Source organism: Falsibacillus pallidus (genome assembly GCF_003350505.1).
Lineage (GTDB): Bacteria > Bacillota > Bacilli > Bacillales > DSM-25281 > Falsibacillus > Falsibacillus pallidus.
This window is the reverse complement of record NZ_QQAY01000016.1, coordinates 1-20,460: the sequence shown is the minus strand read 5'-3', so window position 1 is coordinate 20,460 and position 20,460 is coordinate 1. Positions and strand designations below refer to the sequence as shown.

The 20,460-nt window shown below is 43.1% G+C and carries 33 protein-coding genes and 1 rRNA gene; 31 read left to right on the top strand and 3 right to left on the bottom strand.

Features of this window, described 5'->3' with window-relative positions:
• Positions 1–13: 13 nt before the first annotated feature.
• The 25 genes from rplX (at position 14) to rpsI (ending at position 14,037) form a co-directional block, all read left to right on the top strand.
• The gene (rplX, locus tag DFR59_RS16855; protein ID WP_114746840.1) at positions 14–325 is read left to right on the top strand and encodes a 50S ribosomal protein L24; all 312 of its coding nucleotides are present in this window, start codon (positions 14–16) and stop codon (positions 323–325) included.
• A 27-nt stretch (positions 326–352) separates the two neighbouring features.
• On the top strand, positions 353–892 hold the full coding sequence (rplE, locus tag DFR59_RS16850) for a 50S ribosomal protein L5 (protein ID WP_114746839.1): 540 nt from the start codon (positions 353–355) through the stop codon (positions 890–892).
• Positions 893–913: 21 nt separating this feature from the next.
• Positions 914–1,099, top strand: coding sequence for a type Z 30S ribosomal protein S14 (locus tag DFR59_RS16845; protein ID WP_114746838.1), 186 nt, complete (start codon positions 914–916; stop codon positions 1,097–1,099).
• 30 nt (positions 1,100–1,129) lie between these two features.
• Entirely contained in the window at positions 1,130–1,528 is a 399-nt protein-coding gene (rpsH, locus tag DFR59_RS16840) for a 30S ribosomal protein S8 (protein ID WP_114746837.1), read from the top strand.
• Positions 1,529–1,558: 30 nt separating this feature from the next.
• Complete coding sequence (gene rplF, locus DFR59_RS16835) at positions 1,559–2,095, top strand: 50S ribosomal protein L6 (protein ID WP_114746836.1); 537 nt, start codon at positions 1,559–1,561, stop codon at positions 2,093–2,095.
• Positions 2,096–2,126: 31 nt separating this feature from the next.
• On the top strand, positions 2,127–2,489 hold the full coding sequence (gene rplR, locus DFR59_RS16830; protein ID WP_114746835.1) for a 50S ribosomal protein L18: 363 nt from the start codon (positions 2,127–2,129) through the stop codon (positions 2,487–2,489).
• 23 nt (positions 2,490–2,512) lie between these two features.
• Positions 2,513–3,013, top strand: a complete 501-nt coding sequence (gene rpsE, locus DFR59_RS16825) for a 30S ribosomal protein S5 (protein ID WP_114746834.1) — start codon at positions 2,513–2,515, stop codon at positions 3,011–3,013.
• A 12-nt stretch (positions 3,014–3,025) separates the two neighbouring features.
• Positions 3,026–3,208, top strand: coding sequence for a 50S ribosomal protein L30 (gene rpmD / locus DFR59_RS16820; RefSeq protein WP_114746833.1), 183 nt, complete (start codon positions 3,026–3,028; stop codon positions 3,206–3,208).
• Positions 3,209–3,240: 32 nt separating this feature from the next.
• Positions 3,241–3,681, top strand: a complete 441-nt coding sequence (gene rplO / locus DFR59_RS16815; protein WP_114746832.1) for a 50S ribosomal protein L15 — start codon at positions 3,241–3,243, stop codon at positions 3,679–3,681.
• Positions 3,681–4,973 (top strand): preprotein translocase subunit SecY, encoded by a 1,293-nt coding sequence (gene secY, locus DFR59_RS16810; protein WP_114746831.1) that lies wholly within the window; start codon positions 3,681–3,683, stop codon positions 4,971–4,973. Before rplO ends, secY begins: the two co-directional genes overlap by 1 nt.
• Positions 4,974–5,040: 67 nt before the next feature.
• Complete coding sequence (locus DFR59_RS16805; protein ID WP_114746830.1) at positions 5,041–5,691, top strand: adenylate kinase; 651 nt, start codon at positions 5,041–5,043, stop codon at positions 5,689–5,691.
• Positions 5,691–6,437: a type I methionyl aminopeptidase gene (map, locus tag DFR59_RS16800; protein WP_114746829.1), complete on the top strand. Its 747-nt coding sequence runs from the start codon at positions 5,691–5,693 to the stop codon at positions 6,435–6,437. The genes DFR59_RS16805 and map overlap by 1 nt, the downstream gene beginning before the upstream one ends.
• Before the next feature lie 15 nt (positions 6,438–6,452).
• Positions 6,453–6,788 (top strand): KOW domain-containing RNA-binding protein, encoded by a 336-nt coding sequence (locus DFR59_RS16795; RefSeq protein ID WP_114746828.1) that lies wholly within the window; start codon positions 6,453–6,455, stop codon positions 6,786–6,788.
• Entirely contained in the window at positions 6,766–6,984 is a 219-nt protein-coding gene (gene infA, locus DFR59_RS16790; RefSeq protein ID WP_003178377.1) for a translation initiation factor IF-1, read from the top strand. The genes DFR59_RS16795 and infA overlap by 23 nt, the downstream gene beginning before the upstream one ends.
• 38 nt (positions 6,985–7,022) lie before the next feature.
• On the top strand, positions 7,023–7,136 hold the full coding sequence (rpmJ, locus tag DFR59_RS16785; RefSeq protein WP_003156543.1) for a 50S ribosomal protein L36: 114 nt from the start codon (positions 7,023–7,025) through the stop codon (positions 7,134–7,136).
• A 25-nt stretch (positions 7,137–7,161) separates the two neighbouring features.
• Positions 7,162–7,527, top strand: a complete 366-nt coding sequence (rpsM, locus tag DFR59_RS16780) for a 30S ribosomal protein S13 (protein WP_114746827.1) — start codon at positions 7,162–7,164, stop codon at positions 7,525–7,527.
• A gap of 24 nt (positions 7,528–7,551) precedes the next feature.
• Positions 7,552–7,941, top strand: a complete 390-nt coding sequence (gene rpsK / locus DFR59_RS16775; protein ID WP_114746826.1) for a 30S ribosomal protein S11 — start codon at positions 7,552–7,554, stop codon at positions 7,939–7,941.
• Positions 7,942–8,113: 172 nt separating this feature from the next.
• Positions 8,114–9,058, top strand: coding sequence for a DNA-directed RNA polymerase subunit alpha (locus tag DFR59_RS16770; RefSeq protein ID WP_114746825.1), 945 nt, complete (start codon positions 8,114–8,116; stop codon positions 9,056–9,058).
• A gap of 55 nt (positions 9,059–9,113) precedes the next feature.
• Entirely contained in the window at positions 9,114–9,476 is a 363-nt protein-coding gene (gene rplQ, locus DFR59_RS16765; protein ID WP_114746824.1) for a 50S ribosomal protein L17, read from the top strand.
• A gap of 328 nt (positions 9,477–9,804) precedes the next feature.
• Complete coding sequence (locus tag DFR59_RS16760; RefSeq protein ID WP_114746823.1) at positions 9,805–10,635, top strand: energy-coupling factor ABC transporter ATP-binding protein; 831 nt, start codon at positions 9,805–9,807, stop codon at positions 10,633–10,635.
• On the top strand, positions 10,620–11,492 hold the full coding sequence (locus tag DFR59_RS16755; protein ID WP_114746822.1) for an energy-coupling factor ABC transporter ATP-binding protein: 873 nt from the start codon (positions 10,620–10,622) through the stop codon (positions 11,490–11,492). Before DFR59_RS16760 ends, DFR59_RS16755 begins: the two co-directional genes overlap by 16 nt.
• Positions 11,489–12,286 (top strand): energy-coupling factor transporter transmembrane component T family protein, encoded by a 798-nt coding sequence (locus DFR59_RS16750; RefSeq protein ID WP_114746821.1) that lies wholly within the window; start codon positions 11,489–11,491, stop codon positions 12,284–12,286. Before DFR59_RS16755 ends, DFR59_RS16750 begins: the two co-directional genes overlap by 4 nt.
• Positions 12,287–12,301: 15 nt before the next feature.
• On the top strand, positions 12,302–13,048 hold the full coding sequence (gene truA / locus DFR59_RS16745) for a tRNA pseudouridine(38-40) synthase TruA (RefSeq protein WP_114746820.1): 747 nt from the start codon (positions 12,302–12,304) through the stop codon (positions 13,046–13,048).
• Positions 13,049–13,185: 137 nt separating this feature from the next.
• The gene (gene rplM / locus DFR59_RS16740; protein ID WP_114746819.1) at positions 13,186–13,623 is read left to right on the top strand and encodes a 50S ribosomal protein L13; all 438 of its coding nucleotides are present in this window, start codon (positions 13,186–13,188) and stop codon (positions 13,621–13,623) included.
• Positions 13,624–13,644: 21 nt separating this feature from the next.
• Entirely contained in the window at positions 13,645–14,037 is a 393-nt protein-coding gene (rpsI, locus tag DFR59_RS16735) for a 30S ribosomal protein S9 (protein ID WP_114746818.1), read from the top strand.
• A gap of 712 nt (positions 14,038–14,749) precedes the next feature.
• On the opposite strand, the gene DFR59_RS20540 is transcribed toward rpsI, so the two are convergent.
• Complete coding sequence (locus tag DFR59_RS20540) at positions 14,750–14,875, bottom strand: hypothetical protein (protein WP_281269371.1); 126 nt, start codon at positions 14,873–14,875, stop codon at positions 14,750–14,752.
• 56 nt (positions 14,876–14,931) lie between these two features.
• Here DFR59_RS20540 and DFR59_RS16725 point away from each other — a divergent pair, with 56 nt between their 5' ends.
• The 3 genes from DFR59_RS16725 (at position 14,932) to DFR59_RS16715 (ending at position 17,340) form a co-directional block, all read left to right on the top strand.
• The gene (locus tag DFR59_RS16725; RefSeq protein ID WP_114746816.1) at positions 14,932–15,378 is read left to right on the top strand and encodes a DUF2521 family protein; all 447 of its coding nucleotides are present in this window, start codon (positions 14,932–14,934) and stop codon (positions 15,376–15,378) included.
• A 69-nt stretch (positions 15,379–15,447) separates the two neighbouring features.
• Complete coding sequence (gene cwlD / locus DFR59_RS16720; RefSeq protein WP_114746815.1) at positions 15,448–16,158, top strand: N-acetylmuramoyl-L-alanine amidase CwlD; 711 nt, start codon at positions 15,448–15,450, stop codon at positions 16,156–16,158.
• Positions 16,159–16,278: 120 nt separating this feature from the next.
• A complete protein-coding gene (locus tag DFR59_RS16715; RefSeq protein WP_114746814.1) occupies positions 16,279–17,340 on the top strand; it encodes an Mrp/NBP35 family ATP-binding protein in 1,062 nt (353 codons plus the stop codon).
• An 81-nt stretch (positions 17,341–17,421) separates the two neighbouring features.
• On the opposite strand, the gene gerD is transcribed toward DFR59_RS16715, so the two are convergent.
• On the bottom strand, positions 17,422–18,075 hold the full coding sequence (gerD, locus tag DFR59_RS16710; protein ID WP_114746813.1) for a spore germination lipoprotein GerD: 654 nt from the start codon (positions 18,073–18,075) through the stop codon (positions 17,422–17,424).
• A gap of 152 nt (positions 18,076–18,227) precedes the next feature.
• Between gerD and DFR59_RS16705 the strand changes: the two genes are divergently transcribed.
• On the top strand, positions 18,228–18,860 hold the full coding sequence (locus DFR59_RS16705; protein ID WP_114746812.1) for a KinB-signaling pathway activation protein: 633 nt from the start codon (positions 18,228–18,230) through the stop codon (positions 18,858–18,860).
• 83 nt (positions 18,861–18,943) lie between these two features.
• Here DFR59_RS16705 and pdaB read toward each other — a convergent pair whose 3' ends face one another.
• The gene (gene pdaB / locus DFR59_RS16700; RefSeq protein ID WP_114746811.1) at positions 18,944–19,693 is read right to left on the bottom strand and encodes a polysaccharide deacetylase family sporulation protein PdaB; all 750 of its coding nucleotides are present in this window, start codon (positions 19,691–19,693) and stop codon (positions 18,944–18,946) included.
• Positions 19,694–19,818: 125 nt separating this feature from the next.
• On the opposite strand from pdaB, the gene DFR59_RS16695 reads away from it, so the two are divergent.
• Complete coding sequence (locus DFR59_RS16695; RefSeq protein ID WP_114746810.1) at positions 19,819–20,049, top strand: hypothetical protein; 231 nt, start codon at positions 19,819–19,821, stop codon at positions 20,047–20,049.
• A 337-nt stretch (positions 20,050–20,386) separates the two neighbouring features.
• Positions 20,387–20,460 (top strand): 16S ribosomal RNA (locus DFR59_RS16690); the annotation flags it as partial.

Sequence of the window (20,460 nt, the reverse complement as noted above, 5' to 3'; positions counted from 1 at the left end):
AGGTGCGATTGAAATGCATGTTAAAAAAGGCGATAAAGTAATGGTCATCACAGGTAAAGACAAAGGGAAAACTGGCACAGTACTTGCTGCATTCCCTAAGAAAGACCGAGTACTTGTTGAAGGTATCAACATCGTGAAAAAACACTCAAAACCTTCTCAAGCTAACCCTCAAGGTGGGATCATCAGTCAAGAGGCTGCTATTCACGTATCTAACGTGATGCCGGTTGACCCTAAGACTAACGAACCTACTCGTGTTGGATATAAAGTAGAAGACGGTAAAAAAGTACGTGTAACTAAAAAATCCGGTGAAGTTTTAGATAAATAGTTCTCATGAAGAAGGGAGGTACACGACATGAACCGCCTAAAAGAAAAATTCCAAAAGGAAATTTCTCCTGCTCTAATGAGCAAGTTCAATTACGAATCAGTAATGCAAGTACCAAAAGTTGAAAAAATCATCATTAACATGGGTGTTGGTGATGCTGTTCAAAATACAAAAGCACTTGATACTGCAGTTGAGGAATTAACTCTTATCGCTGGTCAAAAACCAGTTGTAACAAGAGCTAAGAAATCTATCGCAGGCTTCCGTCTTCGTGAAGGTATGCCAATCGGTGCAAAAGTTACATTACGCGGAGAGCGTATGTATGATTTCCTTGATAAATTAGTTTCTGTATCACTACCACGCGTACGTGACTTCCGCGGCGTTTCTAAAAAGGCATTCGACGGCCGTGGAAACTATACTCTAGGGGTTAAAGAACAGCTGATCTTCCCTGAAATTGATTATGATAAAGTATCAAAAGTACGTGGTATGGACATCGTTATCGTTACTACTGCGAACACAGATGAAGAATCTCGTGAACTTTTAACACAATTAGGAATGCCGTTCCAAAAGTAATCGCTAAAGGGAGGCGAAAACGTGGCTAAAAAATCAATGATAGTGAAACAAAAACGCACACCGAAACATGCGGTTCAAGCGTATACTCGCTGCGAACGCTGCGGACGTCCACATTCAGTCATCCGCAAGTTTAAATTGTGCCGTATTTGTTTCCGCGAACTCGCATACAAGGGTCAGATTCCTGGCGTTAAAAAAGCTAGCTGGTAAACCCCGAATTTGGGAAGGAGGTTAATTTAAATGGTTATGACAGATCCAATTGCAGATTTGCTTACTCGTATCAGAAACGCGAATATGGTTCGTCACGAGAAATTAGAAGTTCCTGCTTCTAACATCAAGAAAGAAGTTGCTGAAATTCTAAAACGTGAAGGTTTCGTTCGCGATGTAGAATACATCGAAGACAACAAGCAAGGAATCATCCGTATTTTCCTTAAGTACGGTTCAAATAACGAACGTGTTATCACTGGCTTGAAGCGCATCAGTAAACCAGGTTTACGTGTATATGCTAAAGCTAACGAAGTACCTAAAGTATTGAACGGTCTTGGTATCGCAATCGTGTCTACTTCTACCGGAGTATTATCCGATAAAGAAGCACGTGCGAAACAAGTCGGCGGCGAAGTACTAGCGTACGTTTGGTAATAAATCGACAGTGAATGGAGGTGCAACAGAATGTCCCGCGTAGGAAAAAAACCTATTGAAATTCCTTCTGGAGTAACAGTTACTCTAGACGGTAGTACTGTTACAGTTAAAGGACCTAAGGGAGAACTTTCCCGTACATTTAATCCTGAAATCACAATCAGCATCGAGGAGAATGTTGTTAACATTTCTCGTCCATCTGATGCGAAAGACCACCGCGCATTGCACGGTACGACTCGCGCTTTGATCGCTAACATGGTTGAAGGTGTATCTCAAGGATTCGAAAGAAAACTAGAACTTATCGGTGTAGGTTACCGTGCTCAAAAACAAGGTACGAAACTTGTATTGAACGTTGGATACTCTCATCCGGTAGAAATCGAGCCAGAAGCAGGAATCGAAATTGAAGTTCCTTCAAATACAAAGATTACTGTAAAAGGCACGAACAAAGAGCGCGTTGGTGCATTGGCTGCCAACATCCGCGACGTACGTCCACCAGAGCCGTATAAAGGCAAAGGTATTCGTTACGAAGGCGAAATGGTTCGCCGCAAAGAAGGTAAAACAGGTAAATAAGCCTCATAGGTAGAAGAAAGGAGTGACCTCAATGATTACTAAGCCAGATAAAAATATGACGCGTAAAAAGAGACATGCTCGTGTACGTGCTAAACTTAGCGGTACTGAGTCTCGTCCACGTTTAAACGTGTTCCGTTCTAACAAACATATCTATGCACAATTGATCGACGATCTTAATGGTGTAACGCTTGCTAGTGCATCTACGAAAGAAAATGACCTTGGACTAGAAGGTACAGCTAACCTAGAAGCAGCTAAAAAAATCGGCGAACTAGTAGCGAAACGTGCAGTTGAAAAAGGCGTAAAGTCCGTAGTATTCGACCGTGGTGGTTACCTTTATCATGGGCGTGTAAAAGCACTTGCTGATGCAGCTCGTGAAAACGGCTTAGAATTTTAATAGTAAAAGGAGGGACATATCAGATGCTTCGCATTGATGCTAACAAACTTGAATTAGAAGAACGCGTTGTAACCGTAAATCGTGTTGCGAAAGTTGTTAAAGGTGGACGTCGTTTCCGCTTTACTGCACTAGTTGTTGTCGGTGACAAGAACGGCCATGTTGGTTTTGGTACAGGTAAAGCACAAGAGGTGCCAGATGCAATCCGCAAAGCGATTGAAGACGCTAAGAAAAATTTGATCGAAGTGCCTACTGTCGGCGCTACAATCCCTCATGAAGTTGTTGGACGCTTCGGCGCTGGCCAAATCTTCATGAAACCTGCTTCTGCCGGTACAGGAGTTATCGCTGGTGGACCAGTTCGTGCGGTACTTGAATTAGCAGGTATCCACGACATTCTTTCTAAATCTTTAGGATCTAACACACCAATCAACATGGTGCGTGCGACTCTTAATGGATTGACTCAATTAAAACGTGCTGAAGAAGTAGCTAAACTTCGTGGTAAATCAGTAGAAGAACTGTTAGGATAAGGAGGGATTTAAGTGGCGGAAAAATTAACGATTACCCTCACTCGCAGCTTGATCGGTCGTCCGAATGATCAGCGTGAAACAGTTAAAGCCCTTGGGCTTCGTAAAGTTAATCAAACTGTTGAGCATCAAGACAATCCTGCTATCCGCGGTATGATCACTAAAGTTGCTCATCTTGTGACGGTTAAAGAACAATAATTTGATTCTTTTAAAACAAGGAGGTGCCAACAATGAAACTACATGAATTAAAACCTGCAGAAGGTTCTCGCAAAGAACGTAATCGTGTTGGTCGTGGTATCGGTTCTGGAAACGGAAAAACTTCCGGCCGAGGCCAAAAAGGTCAAAACTCCCGTTCAGGCGGTGGGGTTCGTCCTGGCTTCGAAGGTGGTCAAACACCTTTATTCCAACGTTTGCCTAAACGTGGATTCACGAACATCAACCGTAAAGATTACGCAATCGTAAACCTTGACACGTTAAACCGTTTTGAAGAAGGTACAGAAGTAACACCTGAGCTTCTTATCGAAACTGGTGTCGTGAGCAATGCAAAAGCAGGAATCAAAATTCTTGCTAATGGTAAAGTTGAGAAAAAGCTTACAGTAAAAGCTAACAAATTCTCCTCTGCTGCAAAAGAAGCTATTGAAGCTGCTGGCGGTCAAACTGAGGTGATTTAATGTTTCAGACAATCTCCAATTTTATGCGCGTGGGTGATATAAGACGAAAGATTATATTCACTCTTTTAATGTTGATTGTTTTCCGTATCGGGGTATTCATCCCGGTGCCATTTGTGAATGCCGAAGTACTAAAAATGCAAGATCAAGCTGGGCTCTTCGGCTTTCTAAACACCTTTGGCGGCGGTGCGTTAAAGAATTTCTCCATCTTCGCAATGGGGATTATGCCTTATATCACAGCATCGATCATCGTTCAGCTATTACAAATGGACGTTGTCCCTAAGTTTACTGAATGGTCCAAACAAGGCGAGGTCGGACGTCGCAAGTTAGCTCAGTTTACCCGCTATTTCACTATCATACTTGGTTTCATTGAAGCACTTGGAATGTCATATGGATTCAACAATATGGCAGGCGGTATGCTTATCGAAAGTTCTGGATTAGGAACGTACCTGTTAATCGCCTTGGTGTTGACAGCTGGTACATCCTTTTTAATGTGGCTTGGTGAGCAAATTACCTCTAAAGGTGTGGGCAACGGAATTTCTATCCTTATCTTTGCCGGGATCGTGGCTAGAATTCCAACTGCTGTAAACCAAATCTATGCACAGCAAATAGAGGGGGCAGGAGAGCAGCTTTTCCTAAAGATCGTTGTTCTTCTACTAATTGTTCTTGCTGTTATTGCGATTGTAGTCGGAGTTATCTTTGTACAGCAGGCGCTGCGCAAGATTCCGATTCAATATGCAAAACGTATAGTAGGCCGCAGTCCGGTTGGCGGACAATCAACACATTTACCTCTTAAAGTAAATGCTGCTGGGGTAATCCCAGTTATCTTTGCTGTTTCGTTCATCGTTACACCAAGGACCATCGCGACGTTCTTCGGCCAAAATGATGTAACATCAGCAATAGAGTATATTTTTGATTATACAAAGCCAGTGGGTATGCTAATTTATGTGGCTTTGATCATTGCTTTCTCTTATTTCTATGCATTCATTCAGGTTAATCCTGAACAGGTTGCAGAGAATCTGAAAAAACAGGGTGGGTATATCCCGGGAATTCGTCCTGGCAAAAACACACAAGACTATTTGACTCGTGTGCTTTACCGTTTGACTTTCTGCGGATCTATTTTCCTGGCGCTCATCGCCATCCTTCCAGTATTGTTCGTTAATTTTGCTGGACTACCATCTTCAGCACAAATCGGCGGAACAAGCTTACTGATCGTTGTCGGTGTTGCTCTGGAAACAATGAAACAATTAGAATCACAATTAGTAAAACGCCATTATAAAGGCTTTATTAAATAAGATTTAAGGTTTTAGGAACACGCTGCTGTTCCTGAAACCGGATTTAGATACTGAGGGGGAAATACGAGTGAACTTGGTACTAATGGGGCTTCCGGGTGCTGGTAAAGGTACTCAAGCCGACAAAATCGTAGCGAAATATGAAATCCCTCATATCTCAACCGGAGATATGTTTCGTGCTGCTATCAAGGGAGGCACGGAACTAGGATTACAAGCAAAATCTTTCATGGATAAAGGTGAATTGGTTCCGGATGAAGTAACTATCGGAATCGTTCGCGAACGTCTTAGCAAGGATGACTGCGTAAGAGGCTTCCTATTGGATGGCTTCCCAAGAACAGTTGCTCAAGCTGATGCGTTAGAAGGCATCCTGAAAGAGCTCGACAAACAAATGGATTTTGTCATCAATATCGAAGTCGATAAAGAGATATTGATGGAGCGCCTGACTGGCCGCCGCATTTGCAAGGACTGCGGTGCAACTTATCACCTCGTTTTCAATCCGCCTGCTGAAGAAGGCGTGTGCGACCGCTGCGGCGGGGAGTTATACCAGCGAGCAGATGATAATGCTGAAACGGTTCAAAATCGTCTGGATGTCAACATGAAACAAACGAAGCCTCTTCTGGACTTCTACAATGAGAAAGGCTACTTGCGAAATATCAATGGGCAGCAGGATATCAACGTAGTATTCGGTGAAATAGACGAATTACTCGGAGGCCTGTCCTAATGATCATTTGCAAGACCCCTCGTGAAATAGAGATCATGAAGGAAGCAGGTCGCATCGTTGCGGTAACTCACAAAGAATTGCAGAAGCATATTGTTCCAGGCATTACAACTGGTCAGCTGGATGTAATTGCTGAAAAAATAATAAGCGAACATGATGCAATTCCATCCTTTAAGGGGTATAATGGGTTTCGTGGCAGCATCTGTGCTTCGGTCAATGACGAATTAGTCCACGGGATTCCTGGGGATCGCGCCCTGAAAGATGGAGATATCATCAGCATTGATATCGGTGCAAAGTATAAAGGCTATCATGGTGATTCTGCTTGGACGTATCCTGTTGGTAAAATAAATGAAGAAACCCAAAGGCTGCTAGATGTTACAGAAGAGTCTCTCTATCTGGGCTTGAAAGAAGCTAAGCCAGGCGAACGTCTCTCGAACATCTCCCATGCGATCCAAACCTATGTGGAAGCAAACGGTTTTTCTATCGTTCGTGAGTATGTCGGACACGGTGTTGGTCAAGACTTACATGAGGAGCCTCAAATTCCTCATTATGGACCTCCAAACAAAGGTCCACGCCTGAAACCTGGCATGGTACTTGCAATTGAACCGATGGTGAATGCAGGCAGCAGATATGTGAAAACATTGGCTGATAACTGGACTGTTGTGACTGTTGATGGAAAGATGTGTGCTCATTTTGAACATACAATCGCCATTACGGAAACAGGCTATGAAATCCTGACTAAAGCCTGATTAAGGGTGATGATGTTGAAGAAGTCTGATTCGACTCCTGTATTAGGGCAGGCTGCCTTCATACGCAATGGAAGAGATGCAGGGCAAGCTGTGATTATAATTGATCACATGGATGACCGGTTTGTTTTGGTGGCTGATGGCCACAAATGCAAATTCGATTCTCCAAAAAAGAAAAACATTCACCATCTTGAATTGTATGGCTATGTTTCTCCAGAAGTTCAAAGAAGTATTCAGCAAACAGGACAGGTCACGAATGGCAAGCTTAGGCATGCTGTTGCGAAAGTATTGGAAAAGGTCCTGGAAGATGGAAAGAAGGGAGTAGAGTTCCATGGCGAAAGACGATGTAATTGAAGTAGAGGGCACAGTGGTTGAGACTTTGCCAAACGCGATGTTTAAGGTAGAATTAGAGAATGGCCATACTGTACTGGCTCACGTATCTGGTAAAATCCGTATGCATTTCATCCGCATTTTACCTGGTGATAAAGTAACGGTTGAGCTTTCTCCATACGACCTTACTCGTGGCAGAATTACGTATCGATATAAATAATCTTATGCACTCCGTACTATTAAGGAGGTTAGAACAAGATGAAAGTAAGACCATCCGTTAAGCCGATCTGCGAAAAATGCAAAGTTATCCGCAGAAAAGGTAAAGTAATGGTTATCTGTGAAAATCCTAAACATAAACAAAAACAAGGTTAATATTTGAAGGAGGTGCGCTTGTACAATGGCACGTATTGCTGGTGTGGATATTCCACGTGATAAACGTATTGTCATTTCATTGACTTACATTTTCGGTATTGGGAAAAATACAGCTCAAAAAGTTCTTGCGGAAGCTGGTGTATCTGAAGATACTCGCGTTCGTGATTTAACTGATGAAGAATTAGGTAAAATCCGTGATATCATCGACAAATTGAAAGTTGAAGGGGATCTTCGTCGTGAAACTTCCCTAAACATCAAACGTCTAATGGAAATCGGAAGCTACCGTGGCCTTCGCCACCGTCGTGGATTGCCTGTTCGCGGACAAAACACAAAAAACAACGCTCGTACTCGTAAAGGTCCTCGTAAGACTGTAGCGAACAAGAAAAAATAATTAGTAAAGGAGGTTCCTTCTTAAATGGCACGTAAAACAAATACTCGTAAACGTCGTGTGAAAAAGAATATCGAAGCTGGTATTGCACACATTCGTTCTACTTTCAACAATACAATCGTAACAATCACTGATGTTCACGGAAATGCAATTTCCTGGTCTTCTGCTGGTGCGCTTGGATTCAGAGGTTCTCGTAAATCTACTCCATTCGCAGCTCAAATGGCAGCTGAAACTGCAGCTAAAACTTCCATCGAACATGGTTTGAAAACTCTAGAAGTAACAGTTAAAGGTCCTGGTGCAGGTCGTGAAGCTGCTATCCGTGCTCTTCAAGCTGCAGGTCTTGATGTAACTGCAATCAAAGACGTAACTCCAGTACCTCATAACGGATGCCGTCCGCCAAAACGTCGCCGTGTTTAATTTTTCTGTATATTTTTTGTATCCTTGTCAATAATGGGATATGATATGATGTTTCGTTCATACAGAAATGATGAATCCAGTTGTTGTGCACAATCGGGAACGTAAACATGGGGGAATTTCGGTAAGATCATTCGAACCGGGATTTCGACGTTTTGAAGGAGGGTATATTTGAATGATCGAAATTGAAAAACCAAAAATTGAAACGGTTGAGATCAGCGATGATGCCAATTTTGGGAAGTTTGTCGTAGAACCACTTGAGCGTGGATATGGTACAACTTTGGGTAACTCCTTACGTCGTATCCTATTATCTTCACTCCCTGGTGCTGCTGTCACATCTATTCAAATAGATGGCGTACTGCATGAATTTTCAACAATTGAAGGCGTCGTTGAAGATGTAACATCCATCATCTTAAATATCAAAAAGCTTGCTCTGAAGATCTATTCAGATGAAGAAAAGACGCTTGAAATTGATGTACAGGGTGAGGGAGTTGTAACAGCAGCTGATATTACCCATGATAGTGATGTAGAAATCTTAAACCCTGGATTGCACATCGCGACTCTTGGTAAAAATGCTAACTTCCGTATGCGTCTTAATGCAAAACGCGGTCGTGGTTATACACCAGCCGATCAAAATAAACGTGAGGATCTTCCTATCGGTGTGATTCCTATCGACTCCATTTATACACCAGTATCTCGTGTAAACTATCAAATTGAGAATACTCGTGTTGGACAGATGACGAATTATGATAAACTTTCGCTTGATGTCTGGACAGATGGAAGCATCGGCCCTAAAGAAGCTATTTCCTTAGGTGCAAAGATCTTAACAGAGCATTTGAATATCTTTGTTGGTTTGACTGACGAAGCTCAAAACGCGGAAATCATGGTTGAAAAAGAAGAAGATCAGAAGGAAAAAGTCCTTGAGATGACGATTGAGGAATTGGATCTTTCCGTTCGTTCTTACAACTGCTTGAAACGTGCTGGCATTAATACTGTCCAGGAGCTTGCTAACAAAACAGAAGAAGATATGATGAAAGTGCGTAATTTGGGTCGCAAGTCTTTAGAGGAAGTCAAAGCTAAGTTAGAAGAACTTGGATTAGGCTTACGCAAAGACGATTGATTCTATCAATAAATGAAAATCCTTATAGATAACTTCAACAAAGGAGGGAAACTTCATGGCTTACAGAAAGTTAGGTCGTACAAGCGCTCAACGTAAAGCAATGCTTCGTGATTTAGCAACTGATCTTATCATCAGTGAGCGTATCGAAACTACTGAAACTCGCGCGAAAGAATTGCGTTCAGTTGTTGAAAAAATGATTACTCTTGGTAAACGCGGTGATTTGCATGCGCGTCGTCAAGCTGGGGCATTCATCCGTAAAGAGATTGCTAACGCTGAAACAAACCAAGATGCACTTCAAAAACTTTTCGCTGACATCGCTCCTCGCTATGCTGAGCGTCAAGGTGGATACACTCGTATCATGAAAATGGGTCCTCGCCGCGGCGACGGTGCACCAATGGTGATCATCGAGTTAGTTTAATAGTAAAACACAACTAGGGCAGGACAGTTAGTGGATTTAACTGCTTTCTTGCCCTTTTTGTTTAAATGCATAACGATAGAAGTTCTAAAGCTTAACGAGCGTTATGATGAGCGCTTCTTTTTGAGATCCATTACAGATCTCCCAAGTGTCTCGTTTAGCTCATGCGCCTCCTTCCTCCTCCAATGAGAGGAGTTCTTGAACAGGACAGGGAAAGTATATCTTTTTCTGGATGGGGGTGCAGGCTTTTTTCTATTTGGAGAACTTTTTTTAAATGCGATTTTGTCATATAAGAGATTGAGATAAGCTGAGATTAGGGGAGGAAAGAAAATTGGGCAATAAGCTGATTGAAATCAAGAATGTTTCTTTCCGTTATTATGAACAGGAGCAATATGCATTGAATGATATTTCATTCGATGTTTATGAAGGAGAATGGCTGGCTGTTGTGGGTCATAATGGTTCAGGCAAATCTACTTTGGCTAAAATGCTCAATGGACTTCATTTTCCGGAAAAGGGAAAGGTCATGGTCAATGGAATGATTTTATCTGAAGAAACTGTTTGGGATATCCGCAGGGAAATCGGTATGGTCTTCCAAAACCCTGATAACCAGTTTGTTGGAACAACAGTGCAAGATGATGTGGCTTTTGGCTTAGAAAACAATGGAATCGAAAGAGATCTTATGGTCAAAAGAGTCTCCGATGCACTTGTAAAAGTCGGAATGGTTGATTTTCTTGATCAAGAGCCGCACCATCTTTCAGGCGGCCAGAAGCAGCGTGTGGCCATAGCAGGCATTCTAGCATTGCAGCCGGGCGTCATCATCCTCGATGAAGCCACGTCCATGCTGGACCCGCGCGGCCGCGAAGAGGTTCTTTCCACCATCCGCGACTTGAAGAATGAAACCAATATGACGGTCATTTCGATCACCCATGACTTGGAAGAGGCAGCTAAAGCCGACCGGATCATCGTCATGAATCATGGACAAGTATTCAAAGAAGGACATCCTTCAGATATTTTTAAATTAGAAGAGGAATTGATCGCTCTTGGCCTCGATATTCCATTCCCTATCAAATTGCAGAGGGCATTGGAAAGAAACGGGGTCCAACTGGAGGATCAATACTTAACAGAAGAAGAGTTGGTGAATTCATTATGGACATCTCGTTAAATCATGTAGAGTACCGCTATCAAGCCGGCACTCCTTTTGAGAGGCTTGCTGTGCATGATGTGAATTTTTCCATTCCTTCTGGCACATTCATGGCAATCATCGGACATACCGGTTCAGGAAAGTCGACTATCCTTCAGCACTTGAATGCCCTTCTAAAACCGACAAAAGGGAATGTGGCCATCGGCGAACGTGTTATATCTTCTGATAAAAAAGAAAAGCATTTGCGCCCCATCCGCCAAAAAGTCGGGATTGTCTTTCAGTTTCCAGAACATCAGCTCTTTGAGGAAACAGTGGAAAAGGATATCTGTTTTGGTCCAATGAACTTTGGCGTTTCTGAACAGGAAGCGAAGGAGAGAGCAAGTGAGCTCATTCAGCTTGTTGACCTTCCTTTGGAAATCCTTAAAAGATCTCCGTTCGATCTTTCCGGCGGACAAATGCGGCGGGTTGCGATTGCGGGCGTTTTGGCCATGAATCCGGAAGTCCTCGTTTTGGACGAGCCGACTGCAGGACTCGACCCTAGAGGACGTAAGGAGATTATGGATATGTTCTATCGGATCCATAAAGAAAAGGGCCTCTCGACTGTATTGGTGACCCACAGCATGGAAGATGCCGCATCTTACGCCGATCAGATTATCATCATGCATAAGGGGCAGGTCAAAAGGCAAGGAAGTCCCCGTGAGATCTTTTCCAATCCGGAAGAGTTGTTGAACCTCGGTCTGGATGTACCGGATGTGGTGAAATTCCAGCATACCTTTGAACAGAAAATTGGCGCCAAGATAGGCGATATTTGTCTGACGGTTGAGGAATTGTCTGCAGCCATTGCCAGCTGGCAAAGGAAACGGGGTGAGGGCTTATGATGGAGAAAATGATTTTCGGGCGTTATGTACCCGTAGAGTCCCTGATCCATCGACTCGATCCGCGTGCCAAGCTCTTATTTGTATTTGCTTATATCTGCATCGTTTTCTTGGCCAATAATACTGCGACCTATGCCGTCTTGTTGGTTTTCACAATGGCTCTCATCTTAATATCAAGGATTCCCATCATATTCTTGATCAATGGATTAAAGCCGATATTCCTGCTCATCATCTTTACCTTTTCACTGCATCTGTTCTTTACAGAGGGTGGGAAACTTTTGTTCCAATTCAGCTTCATTCACATTTATGAAGAAGGGCTCAGGCAGGGGATATTCATTTCACTGAGATTCATGCTCTTGATTTTCGTAACCTCTCTCCTGACCCTTACGACTTCTCCAATCGCCATCACGGATGGACTGGAGAGTATCTTGAATCCATTTAAACGGATCAAGTTCCCGGTTCATGAATTGGCCCTGATGATGTCGATCTCGCTTCGTTTCATTCCGACGCTGATGGATGAGACAGACAAAATCATGAAGGCTCAGACAGCAAGGGGCGTCGATTTTTCAAGCGGCCCCATTAAGGACAGAATTAAAGCAGTTGTTCCATTGTTGATCCCGTTGTTTGTCAGCTCTTTCAAACGTGCCGAGGAACTGGCGATTGCCATGGAAGCCCGTGGATATCGGGGCGGCGAGGGGCGGACGAAATACAGGCTCCTCAAATGGTCCGGAGCTGATACAGGTGTATTCGTCTTTCTAGCCATCTTAGTGGCCTTGCTCGTCTACTTAAGGTCTTAACGGAGGTTTTTGGCCATGCAGCGCTATAAATGCATCATCGCTTACGATGGAACCAACTTCTCAGGCTATCAGATTCAGCCGGAGGGGCGTACAGTCCAAGGCGAGCTGGAAAAGGCATTAGGGAAGCTTCATAAACAGCAGGCAGTCAAAGTCACCGGCTCCGGCCGGACGGATGCAGGAGTGCATGCAAAAGGTCAGGTCATCCATTTTGACTCGCCGTTGAATATTCCCGAAGACCGGTGGGTGAAGGCACTCAACAGCATGCTGCCGGACGATGCAGGCATTCTTTCTGTGGAGAAGGCATCACCGGACTTCCATGCCAGGTTCTCAGCTGTCGGCAAGGAATACCGATATAAAATTAGTCTCGGACGCACCAAAGATCCGTTTAACCGCAACTATGTTTGTCCATTTCCTTTTGCGCTTGACTGGAAGGCGATGGAGGAGGCTGCATCCCATTTAATCGGGACGCACGACTTTACAAGCTTCTGCTCCGCCAAATCGGAAGTAGAGGATAAAGTGAGGACCATCCACTCCATCAAGCTTTTTGAAAGCGGGGAAGATGAAATAACATTTCAATTCATCGGCAATGGATTTCTATATAATATGGTTCGGATTTTGACCGGAACGATACTTGAAGCAGGCTCTGGAAAAATAAATCCAAATGATCTTCCAAAAATTTTAAATTCCAAAAATCGCGATATGGCAGGCAAAACCGCGCCAGCAAAGGGACTTTATTTGTGGAAAGTTTTCTATGACAACTAAACCAGGTGTAACATCCTGTTGACATTAGGTTTTAAACAGGTTAATATATCATATGGTATGTATTTAACCCCACGGTGAGCCCCGGAAGACTTATTCGTGATTAAAATAAATACAGCATTATTTAGGAGGTAACACTTATGCGTACTACGTATATGGCAAAAGCAACTGAAGTAGAACGTAAATGGTATGTTATTGACGCTGAAGGTAAAACTTTAGGACGTCTTGCAAGCGAAGTAGCATCTATCTTACGCGGTAAAAACAAACCAACATTTACACCACATGTTGATACAGGTGACCACGTGATCATCGTAAATGCATCTAAAATCGAATTGACTGGTAAGAAATTAACTGACAAGATCTACTACCGTCACAGTAATTTCCCAGGTGGATTAAAGACTCGTACAGCTCTTGAAATGCGTACGAACTACTCCGAAAGAATGCTTGAGCTTGCTATCAAAGGCATGCTTCCAAAAGGTTCTTTAGGCCGTCAAATGATCAAGAAATTGCATGTATATGCTGGTGCAGAACATAATCAACAAGCTCAAAAACCAGAAGTTTACGAACTTCGCGGATAATTAATAAGGGAGGGAAATATCTTGGCACAAGTTCAATATATCGGCACAGGTCGTCGTAAAAGTTCTGTAGCGCGTGTACGTCTAGTACCGGGCGAAGGAAAAATCGTCATCAATGATCGTGAAGTAGAAAACTACATCCCATTCGCGACTCTTCGCGAAGTAATCAAACAACCTCTAGTAGCTACTGAAACACTAGGAAGCTACGATGTTCATGTTAACGTTAACGGTGGTGGATTCACTGGTCAAGCTGGAGCAATCCGTCACGGAATCGCTCGTGCGCTTCTTCAAGTAGATCCAGAATTCCGCGGAAATCTTAAGCGCGCTGGACTATTAACTCGTGATGCACGTATGAAAGAGCGTAAAAAATACGGTCTTAAAGGTGCTCGTCGTGCGCCTCAGTTCTCAAAACGTTAATTTTTCGTACAACCTTTTGTACATCCAAAACCTCGTCCGAATCCTCGGCCGGGGTTTTTTGCTGTTTAATGGGGAATTGACAAAAATCGGGGAGTGCCTGTGCTCTCCGATTTTTATTTGAGCGGCAAGCGGCAGCTGCTGAGGGCGATTTGCTCCGTACTTTGCGGCGGCACCGGAGCACTTTTGCAGTTAACCGCTCAACTTTTGGAGCTGACCGAGGCACTTTCGAGGTTAACCCCTCAACTTTTGGCCCTAACCGCTCAACTATCCATATTTGTGAGGAAACTAATGTGGTTTACAGGCAGGATGCCGCTTTGGCCGGGAGTGCTGCGAGGCTGTGAGCAGTTTGCTCCCCACTTTGCGGCGGAACCGGCCCACTTTTGGGATTTATCTCGCAACTTTTGGCCTTGACCAACGCACTTTCGCAGCTAACCGCTCAACTTTCGGCCATAACCGCCCCACTATCCTTTTTCTGGGATTTGAACTTTTGATTTTGCATCTGACTACCACTATTCCTGATCCAGCTCCGCCTCCTAGAGGCTGGGAGACTTCGCTCAGCACACTTACGATAAGTCATCATCGATTCGCAAAGCTCATCGTGATTCCTTTATCTCGTGGTGCTGCGCTCCAGTCTCTACGCCTCTAATACTTTTTCGCTGGCGAAAAAGTACTCGATCAGTCGGCTCCGCTTTTCTTTGTCCAGCTCCAGCGCCTAGCCCCTCGAGTCATAAGCCGCACCTCTACGGAAATCAGGATTTCCTTCGAGTTCCGTCTTATGCTGGTCGGGGCTGATCAAGGCGCTTCCGCTTTTCTTACTTGGTAATGATTGATAGTCCATTTTCTGTATCATTCCTTTTCGTTCGTTGAAAAATACGTGAAAGGGGTTGAGTTAGGATGAACGTGATCACTACGTTTAATTCGAAGAGAAGAGAAAAACAAATCAAGCATGAGCGGAGCCTTTTAAAGGAGCTTTCTATACAGTTGTTATCGAAGAGTGTGCAGAAATATTTTGGCGGCATACGCATGCAGGGAGGCGTGTTCCTTCAGCAGGGGCTGGAAGAGGGCTGCTATGATGTGGCTATTGAAGCCTATTTATTAGGCGCCCAGTTCAGCCGTTTTGCCGGGCTTTATGAAGAAAAAAGGCAAATTCAAGCGCGCTGTGAAAAGGAAATGAAGCATTTAATTGATACACTTTTTAATTTTTGGCTTTACTGGGGGAAGATCGGGGAAGAAATTGTGTTTAATGATTCTCTGTATTTTTCCTGTGAAGGCTTTATTGAATATTGGTGGAATGAAGGGTTCACAAAGGCAGATAAACGGAGAAAAATGAGATTGCATTAGGTCCAGGTTCTAATTTCCGTTCTTGTCCCATATGTTTTTCATAGGGAATCGAGGAAGGGATGGAACGGGATGAAGAGAAAGTTGAAGATTGGCGCCTTCGTTGCCGGTGCAATCATCTTGATTTTACTTTTCCAGTACAAAGTCATGGAAAACCATTCGTGGAAATCATGGAATTTGCCCCTCTCCGGTAAAATCATCTACTTGGATGCAGGGCATGGGGGTCCGGATGGCGGTGCAGGAGATCAAGATGCGCTGGAGAAAGATATTGCTTTGAAGATCACATTGAAGGTTAGGGATTACTTGCAGCAGCAGGGAGCAATGGTCATTTTGACCAGGGAAGAAGATGTGGATTTAGCCGATAAGGGAACAAAAGGCTATAGCAGAAGAAAAACAGAGGATCTGAAGAAGCGTTTGGCCCTTATCAACAGCTCGGAAGCGGATTTATTCATCAGCATCCATCTGAATTCAATTCCTGCGCCTCAATGGAGCGGTGCACAGACGTTCTTTGCTCCGCAGTATGAAGAAAATAAAAGGGCTGCGAAGTTCATTCAGGATGAGTTTGTTAAGAATCTGAAGAATACAAATCGAGAAGCGAAGGCGATCAACAGCGTTTATATATTAAAATATGCTAAAAAACCTGGCGCCCTTGTAGAAGTAGGCTTCTTATCCAATCCTGCAGAAAGAACCAATCTCAAGAAAGACGGCTATCAGGAAAAATTGGCCGTATCTATTTATAACGGAATCATGAGATATTTTACAAAGGAATCTGACTTGAAATAACCAGCCATGAACAGCTGGTTATTTATTTTGCAAAATCATGAAGTGTTCAGACAATCGTTATTAGGATTCGTATGTTATACTGTAAGAGAATTGTAAACGAATACAAGGAAGGTGTCTGCTGTGTTAACGGAACAAACCATTTATGATTTGCTTAAGGATTTGCAAGATCCTTTTTTACATAAGAGCTTCGGTGAACTCGAATCGATTGAAGAAATTAAAGTTAAAGAAGAGAAAAAGCATGTCAGTGTTAAAGTGCTTTTGGCGAAAACTGGCACAGGCGAACAGCTTCAGCTCCAAGGGAAGATTGTTGAGCTTATTAAAAATGCAGGGGCTGAAACAGTCGGAATCCGCTTCGGTGAACTTCCTGAATCCGTGCTTGCGCGCTATCGCGAAAGCCTCGCAGCTAACGGAAATGATGGCGGTCTATTATCACCTGCCAGCAAAACCACTTTCATAGCTATTGCAAGTGGAAAAGGCGGCGTCGGTAAATCTACTGTCTCCGTCAACCTGGCTGTATCATTGGCGCGCCAAGGCAAGAAAGTTGGACTAGTCGATGCTGACATTTATGGATTCAGTGTTCCGGATATGATGGGAATCATGAAACGCCCAGTCGTTCGCGGAGAGAAGATCATCCCTGTTGAACGCTTTGGGGTAAAAGTTATTTCCATGGGCTTCTTCGTTGAAGATAATGCTCCTGTCATCTGGAGGGGGCCGATGCTCGGCAAAATGCTCAACAACTTCTTTACGGATGTTGAATGGGGAGAACTGGACTACTTATTGCTTGATCTGCCTCCTGGAACAGGGGATGTAGCATTGGATCTGCATACAATGCTCCCTCACTGTAAAGAGATCATCGTAACGACTCCGCATCCAACAGCTGCGTTTGTTGCTGCAAGAGCGGGTGCGATGGCGCTTCGTACTGAACATGAAATCATCGGTGTGGTAGAAAATATGTCCTTCTTTGAGAGCCAGCTGACTGGGGAAAGAGAATACGTATTTGGTGAAGGCGGAGGCAAGAAGCTTGCTGAAGAGCTTCGCACGGAACTGCTTGGCCAGCTTCCACTGCAGCAGCCTGATTGGAATGAAGAAGATTTTGCACCATCCGTTTATGCGGAAGACCATAAACTCGGTAAAATTTATCATGACATCGCAGGAAAAGTCATCGATATCTTAACTAAATAAAAGGAAGAGGCAGCCGAACGATTAGGCTGCCTCTTTCTATTTTTCAAAGCATCTGAAACAAGGACGCTTCCGCTTTTCTAATTAAGAAGACGATTGTCCCTGTTGACCTTGCTGGCCTTGCTGTCCTTGTTGTCCCTGGCCGCCTCCCTGGCTTTGCTGCTGACCTTGCTGATTTTGGCCGCCGCTCTTCATATCCTGCGACGCTTTCATCAATAAGGCTTGTATCTTTGTCTTAAAGAGCGGGTTATCGACGGTTTCCAGGATGACTGTCTGGAGGTGCTCGCGGTATTCCTTGCTTTTCAAGGTTTGAAGAACTTCCTTCTGATAATCCGGGTCTTTCATTAAATCAAGCATGAGTCCTTGATATTCCGGGTCTTTCATTAGATCCTTCAATAATTTCTCATCTTGCTTCTTCATGCTTTTTGCCATGGCTTCCGTAAATTTAGGATCTTCGAAAGCTTTTTTCCAGAATTCTGCTCCCTTATCAGAAGTCAGTGTTTTCTCAATGGTATCCGTAACGACACTTTGGTCCATTATGAGTTCCTGCTTCATTTTCTCATCAGACATGACGTCTTGAATGGCTTTTTTTCCATCGTCCGTCTTGAGTATATCAACGATCATTTTCTTTGTTTGGTCATAATCCATCTGTCCGCTGCTGCCTGTATCGCTGCCTCCGGAACAGGAAGATAATAAAAATAAAGAAGATGCGAGGAGCAGAAGGTACATTTTTTTCATAAAAAAGCTCCTTTCTAATCAGCTATCCATACTGTTAATATGGGATTTTGTGAAATATTTATGCACAACTATTGCAAGTCCTAGATTTTTCAAACTCTGGTTGGTACAATCTAATAAGTGAATTTTTTATTAACTATTGGGGGACAAATATTGTGACCATCCGAAATTGGATCAGACTGTTTTTTTCAACATTATTTGTTGGGGGAGTCACAGCTGGAATTATAGGATTTATCGTAAGATGGAATGAATTTGCGCCGCTTTTTAAAAATGGCGAAATCGGCCAAATATTTTCAGTCTTAGTATGGTTGATAGGCATCGGTTTTACATTCAGTGTCATAAGCCAGATGGGATTTTTCGCTTATTTAACGATTCATCAATTTGGATTAAGGATGTTCAGGTCCTTATGGAACCCGGTTCAGCTTCTTGTGATCGCACTTGTCATATTCGATTTGGTGTATTTCCGCTTCCAGGCTTTCGCCAAGAACGGAGAAAGCATCCTTCCTTATATTTTGCTTGCCGTGTTAATCATTGTTGTTGCAATTGCAACGTCATGGATAAAATCCAAGCAAACGAATAAAAACACATTCATTTCTGCCATGTTCTTTATGATCGTTGTAACGGTCCTTGAATGGCTTCCGGTATTGACAGTAAATGAAAAAAGCTGGCTTTATCTCATGCTTTTCCCGCTGTTGGCATGCAACGCCTATCAGATCCTGGTATTGCCGAAATATAACCAACTGTCCCAAGAGCAGATGGAGAAGAAGAGAAATGCGGTGTCTAAATAACAAAAAAGAGAATCCAACAGGTTTTCCTGTGGATTCTCTTTTTTATGGCTAAATGCATTAGCAATTTTACGAAAAAGACTTTGTTATTGGATTAGTGTGGTTTTAACCTTTCCGTTTGAAAGCATATCCGAAACAGAAACGAGCTCACCTTTTTTCTTGAGCTGCGAAATAATATTCGGCAGTGCCACTGCAGTCTGTTTAGCGGAGTCGGATGCGTGGAATAATAGAATGTCCCCTTGGTCAGCTCCTTGAACATTTTGAATGATTTTCTCTACCCCAGGGCTTTTCCAGTCGTTTGAATTGATGCTCCAGTGGACAACTGTAAACCCGACCGAATCGGCTGCTTTTAACGTTTTCTTATCAAAATGGCCGGTTGGAGAGCGTAATAGTTTTACTTTTTTGAGGTTCAGCTTTTGAAATACCTCTTGTGAACGCATCATATCCCTGCGGATTTCCGGTTCATCCATTTCTGTATATTCTTTATAGGCATATCCAAGGCTGCCGATTTCATAGCCCTGCTTCACAATCCTCTGAACGAGATCCGGATGGCGTTCAGCCCAAGCACCCGACAGAAAAAAGGTCGCTGACTTCACCTTGCTCTTTTCAAGAGTATCAAGAATTGGAGCGGCCTGGACATCGCCCCATCCGATATTAAATGTTAAAGCAATACCCTTCTCGCCTTGATACACCGCTTTAGGTCCTGCCGACGTTGAGAAAACAGGATAATATCCAGCACTTTCACTATAAAGAAATAAGGCCGTAAAAAACGAAATCATGACTACCAGCAAAGTGGTCTTTACTTTGCGGGCATTTAATATAACAAAGAAATTCATACTACTCCTCCTGTCAGACTCATCCTATTACATCCTATGACATGTCCTAAATAAAATATGACCATACATATTTTCTTTCATTAATGGAAAAAACTACAAATACTTCAAACAAGGGGTGAAAGCAGTTGTTAGGATTACTGATACAAGAAAAAGAAAGACAAGAAATTCAATACCTGTTGAAAAGAGAAATGGATGAAATCCTTTTTGATCTGAAGGACTCGAGAATCGATCATATTGTAAAAAGGGCAATGGAGGAAAGATATAAGATATTGTTCAACCTTTTTACAAGGGTGGCGCCGCATACAGAGTGCGTGAAATACATCCTTGCCAGCAATACTAAGAAAAAGGAAATGTAGAATCACGAGGATGAGACCGTTGTGGTTTAGGGCAAAAAACTTTGTCAGCGAAAAACTTTTTTAAAAAGTGAAAGAAAGTTATTGACGGTGAAACATTATCTTGGTATATTAATAAACGTCGCTGATGACGAAACACTTTTGAAAAACAAATGAAAAAAACTTGTTAAAAAAGTTGTTGACTTCACAAACGACGCATGGTAAATTAATAAAGTCGCTTCTGAGAGACGAAAGCGAAATTGATCTTTGAAAACTGAACAAAACAAAACGTCAACGTTAATCTATTTTTTAAAAAATCGAGCTAATCAAGCTTGAAACTTTGTGGCTTTGAGCCAACAATTTTTCGGAGAGTTTGATCCTGGCTCAGGACGAACGCTGGCGGCGTGCCTAATACATGCAAGTCGAGCGGATTGA

Bases quoted from the DNA above. Each gene is read 5' to 3' on its own strand.
- rplX (WP_114746840.1), top strand. From the start codon at position 14: ATGCATGTTAAAAAAGGCGATAAAGTAATGGTCATCACAGGTAAAGAC.
- rplE (WP_114746839.1), top strand. From the start codon at position 353: ATGAACCGCCTAAAAGAAAAATTCCAAAAGGAAATTTCTCCTGCTCTA.
- rpsH (WP_114746837.1), top strand. From the start codon at position 1,130: ATGGTTATGACAGATCCAATTGCAGATTTGCTTACTCGTATCAGAAAC.
- rplF (WP_114746836.1), top strand. From the start codon at position 1,559: ATGTCCCGCGTAGGAAAAAAACCTATTGAAATTCCTTCTGGAGTAACA.
- rplR (WP_114746835.1), top strand. From the start codon at position 2,127: ATGATTACTAAGCCAGATAAAAATATGACGCGTAAAAAGAGACATGCT.
- rpsE (WP_114746834.1), top strand. From the start codon at position 2,513: ATGCTTCGCATTGATGCTAACAAACTTGAATTAGAAGAACGCGTTGTA.
- rplO (WP_114746832.1), top strand. From the start codon at position 3,241: ATGAAACTACATGAATTAAAACCTGCAGAAGGTTCTCGCAAAGAACGT.
- secY (WP_114746831.1), top strand. From the start codon at position 3,681: ATGTTTCAGACAATCTCCAATTTTATGCGCGTGGGTGATATAAGACGA.
- map (WP_114746829.1), top strand. From the start codon at position 5,691: ATGATCATTTGCAAGACCCCTCGTGAAATAGAGATCATGAAGGAAGCA.
- infA (WP_003178377.1), top strand. From the start codon at position 6,766: ATGGCGAAAGACGATGTAATTGAAGTAGAGGGCACAGTGGTTGAGACT.
- rpmJ (WP_003156543.1), top strand. From the start codon at position 7,023: ATGAAAGTAAGACCATCCGTTAAGCCGATCTGCGAAAAATGCAAAGTT.
- rpsM (WP_114746827.1), top strand. From the start codon at position 7,162: ATGGCACGTATTGCTGGTGTGGATATTCCACGTGATAAACGTATTGTC.
- rpsK (WP_114746826.1), top strand. From the start codon at position 7,552: ATGGCACGTAAAACAAATACTCGTAAACGTCGTGTGAAAAAGAATATC.
- DFR59_RS16770 (WP_114746825.1), top strand. From the start codon at position 8,114: ATGATCGAAATTGAAAAACCAAAAATTGAAACGGTTGAGATCAGCGAT.
- rplQ (WP_114746824.1), top strand. From the start codon at position 9,114: ATGGCTTACAGAAAGTTAGGTCGTACAAGCGCTCAACGTAAAGCAATG.
- DFR59_RS16755 (WP_114746822.1), top strand. From the start codon at position 10,620: ATGGACATCTCGTTAAATCATGTAGAGTACCGCTATCAAGCCGGCACT.
- DFR59_RS16750 (WP_114746821.1), top strand. From the start codon at position 11,489: ATGATGGAGAAAATGATTTTCGGGCGTTATGTACCCGTAGAGTCCCTG.
- truA (WP_114746820.1), top strand. From the start codon at position 12,302: ATGCAGCGCTATAAATGCATCATCGCTTACGATGGAACCAACTTCTCA.
- rplM (WP_114746819.1), top strand. From the start codon at position 13,186: ATGCGTACTACGTATATGGCAAAAGCAACTGAAGTAGAACGTAAATGG.
- DFR59_RS20540 (WP_281269371.1), bottom strand. From the start codon at position 14,875: ATGGACTATCAATCATTACCAAGTAAGAAAAGCGGAAGCGCCTTGATC.
- DFR59_RS16725 (WP_114746816.1), top strand. From the start codon at position 14,932: ATGAACGTGATCACTACGTTTAATTCGAAGAGAAGAGAAAAACAAATC.
- cwlD (WP_114746815.1), top strand. From the start codon at position 15,448: ATGAAGAGAAAGTTGAAGATTGGCGCCTTCGTTGCCGGTGCAATCATC.
- gerD (WP_114746813.1), bottom strand. From the start codon at position 18,075: ATGAAAAAAATGTACCTTCTGCTCCTCGCATCTTCTTTATTTTTATTA.
- pdaB (WP_114746811.1), bottom strand. From the start codon at position 19,693: ATGAATTTCTTTGTTATATTAAATGCCCGCAAAGTAAAGACCACTTTG.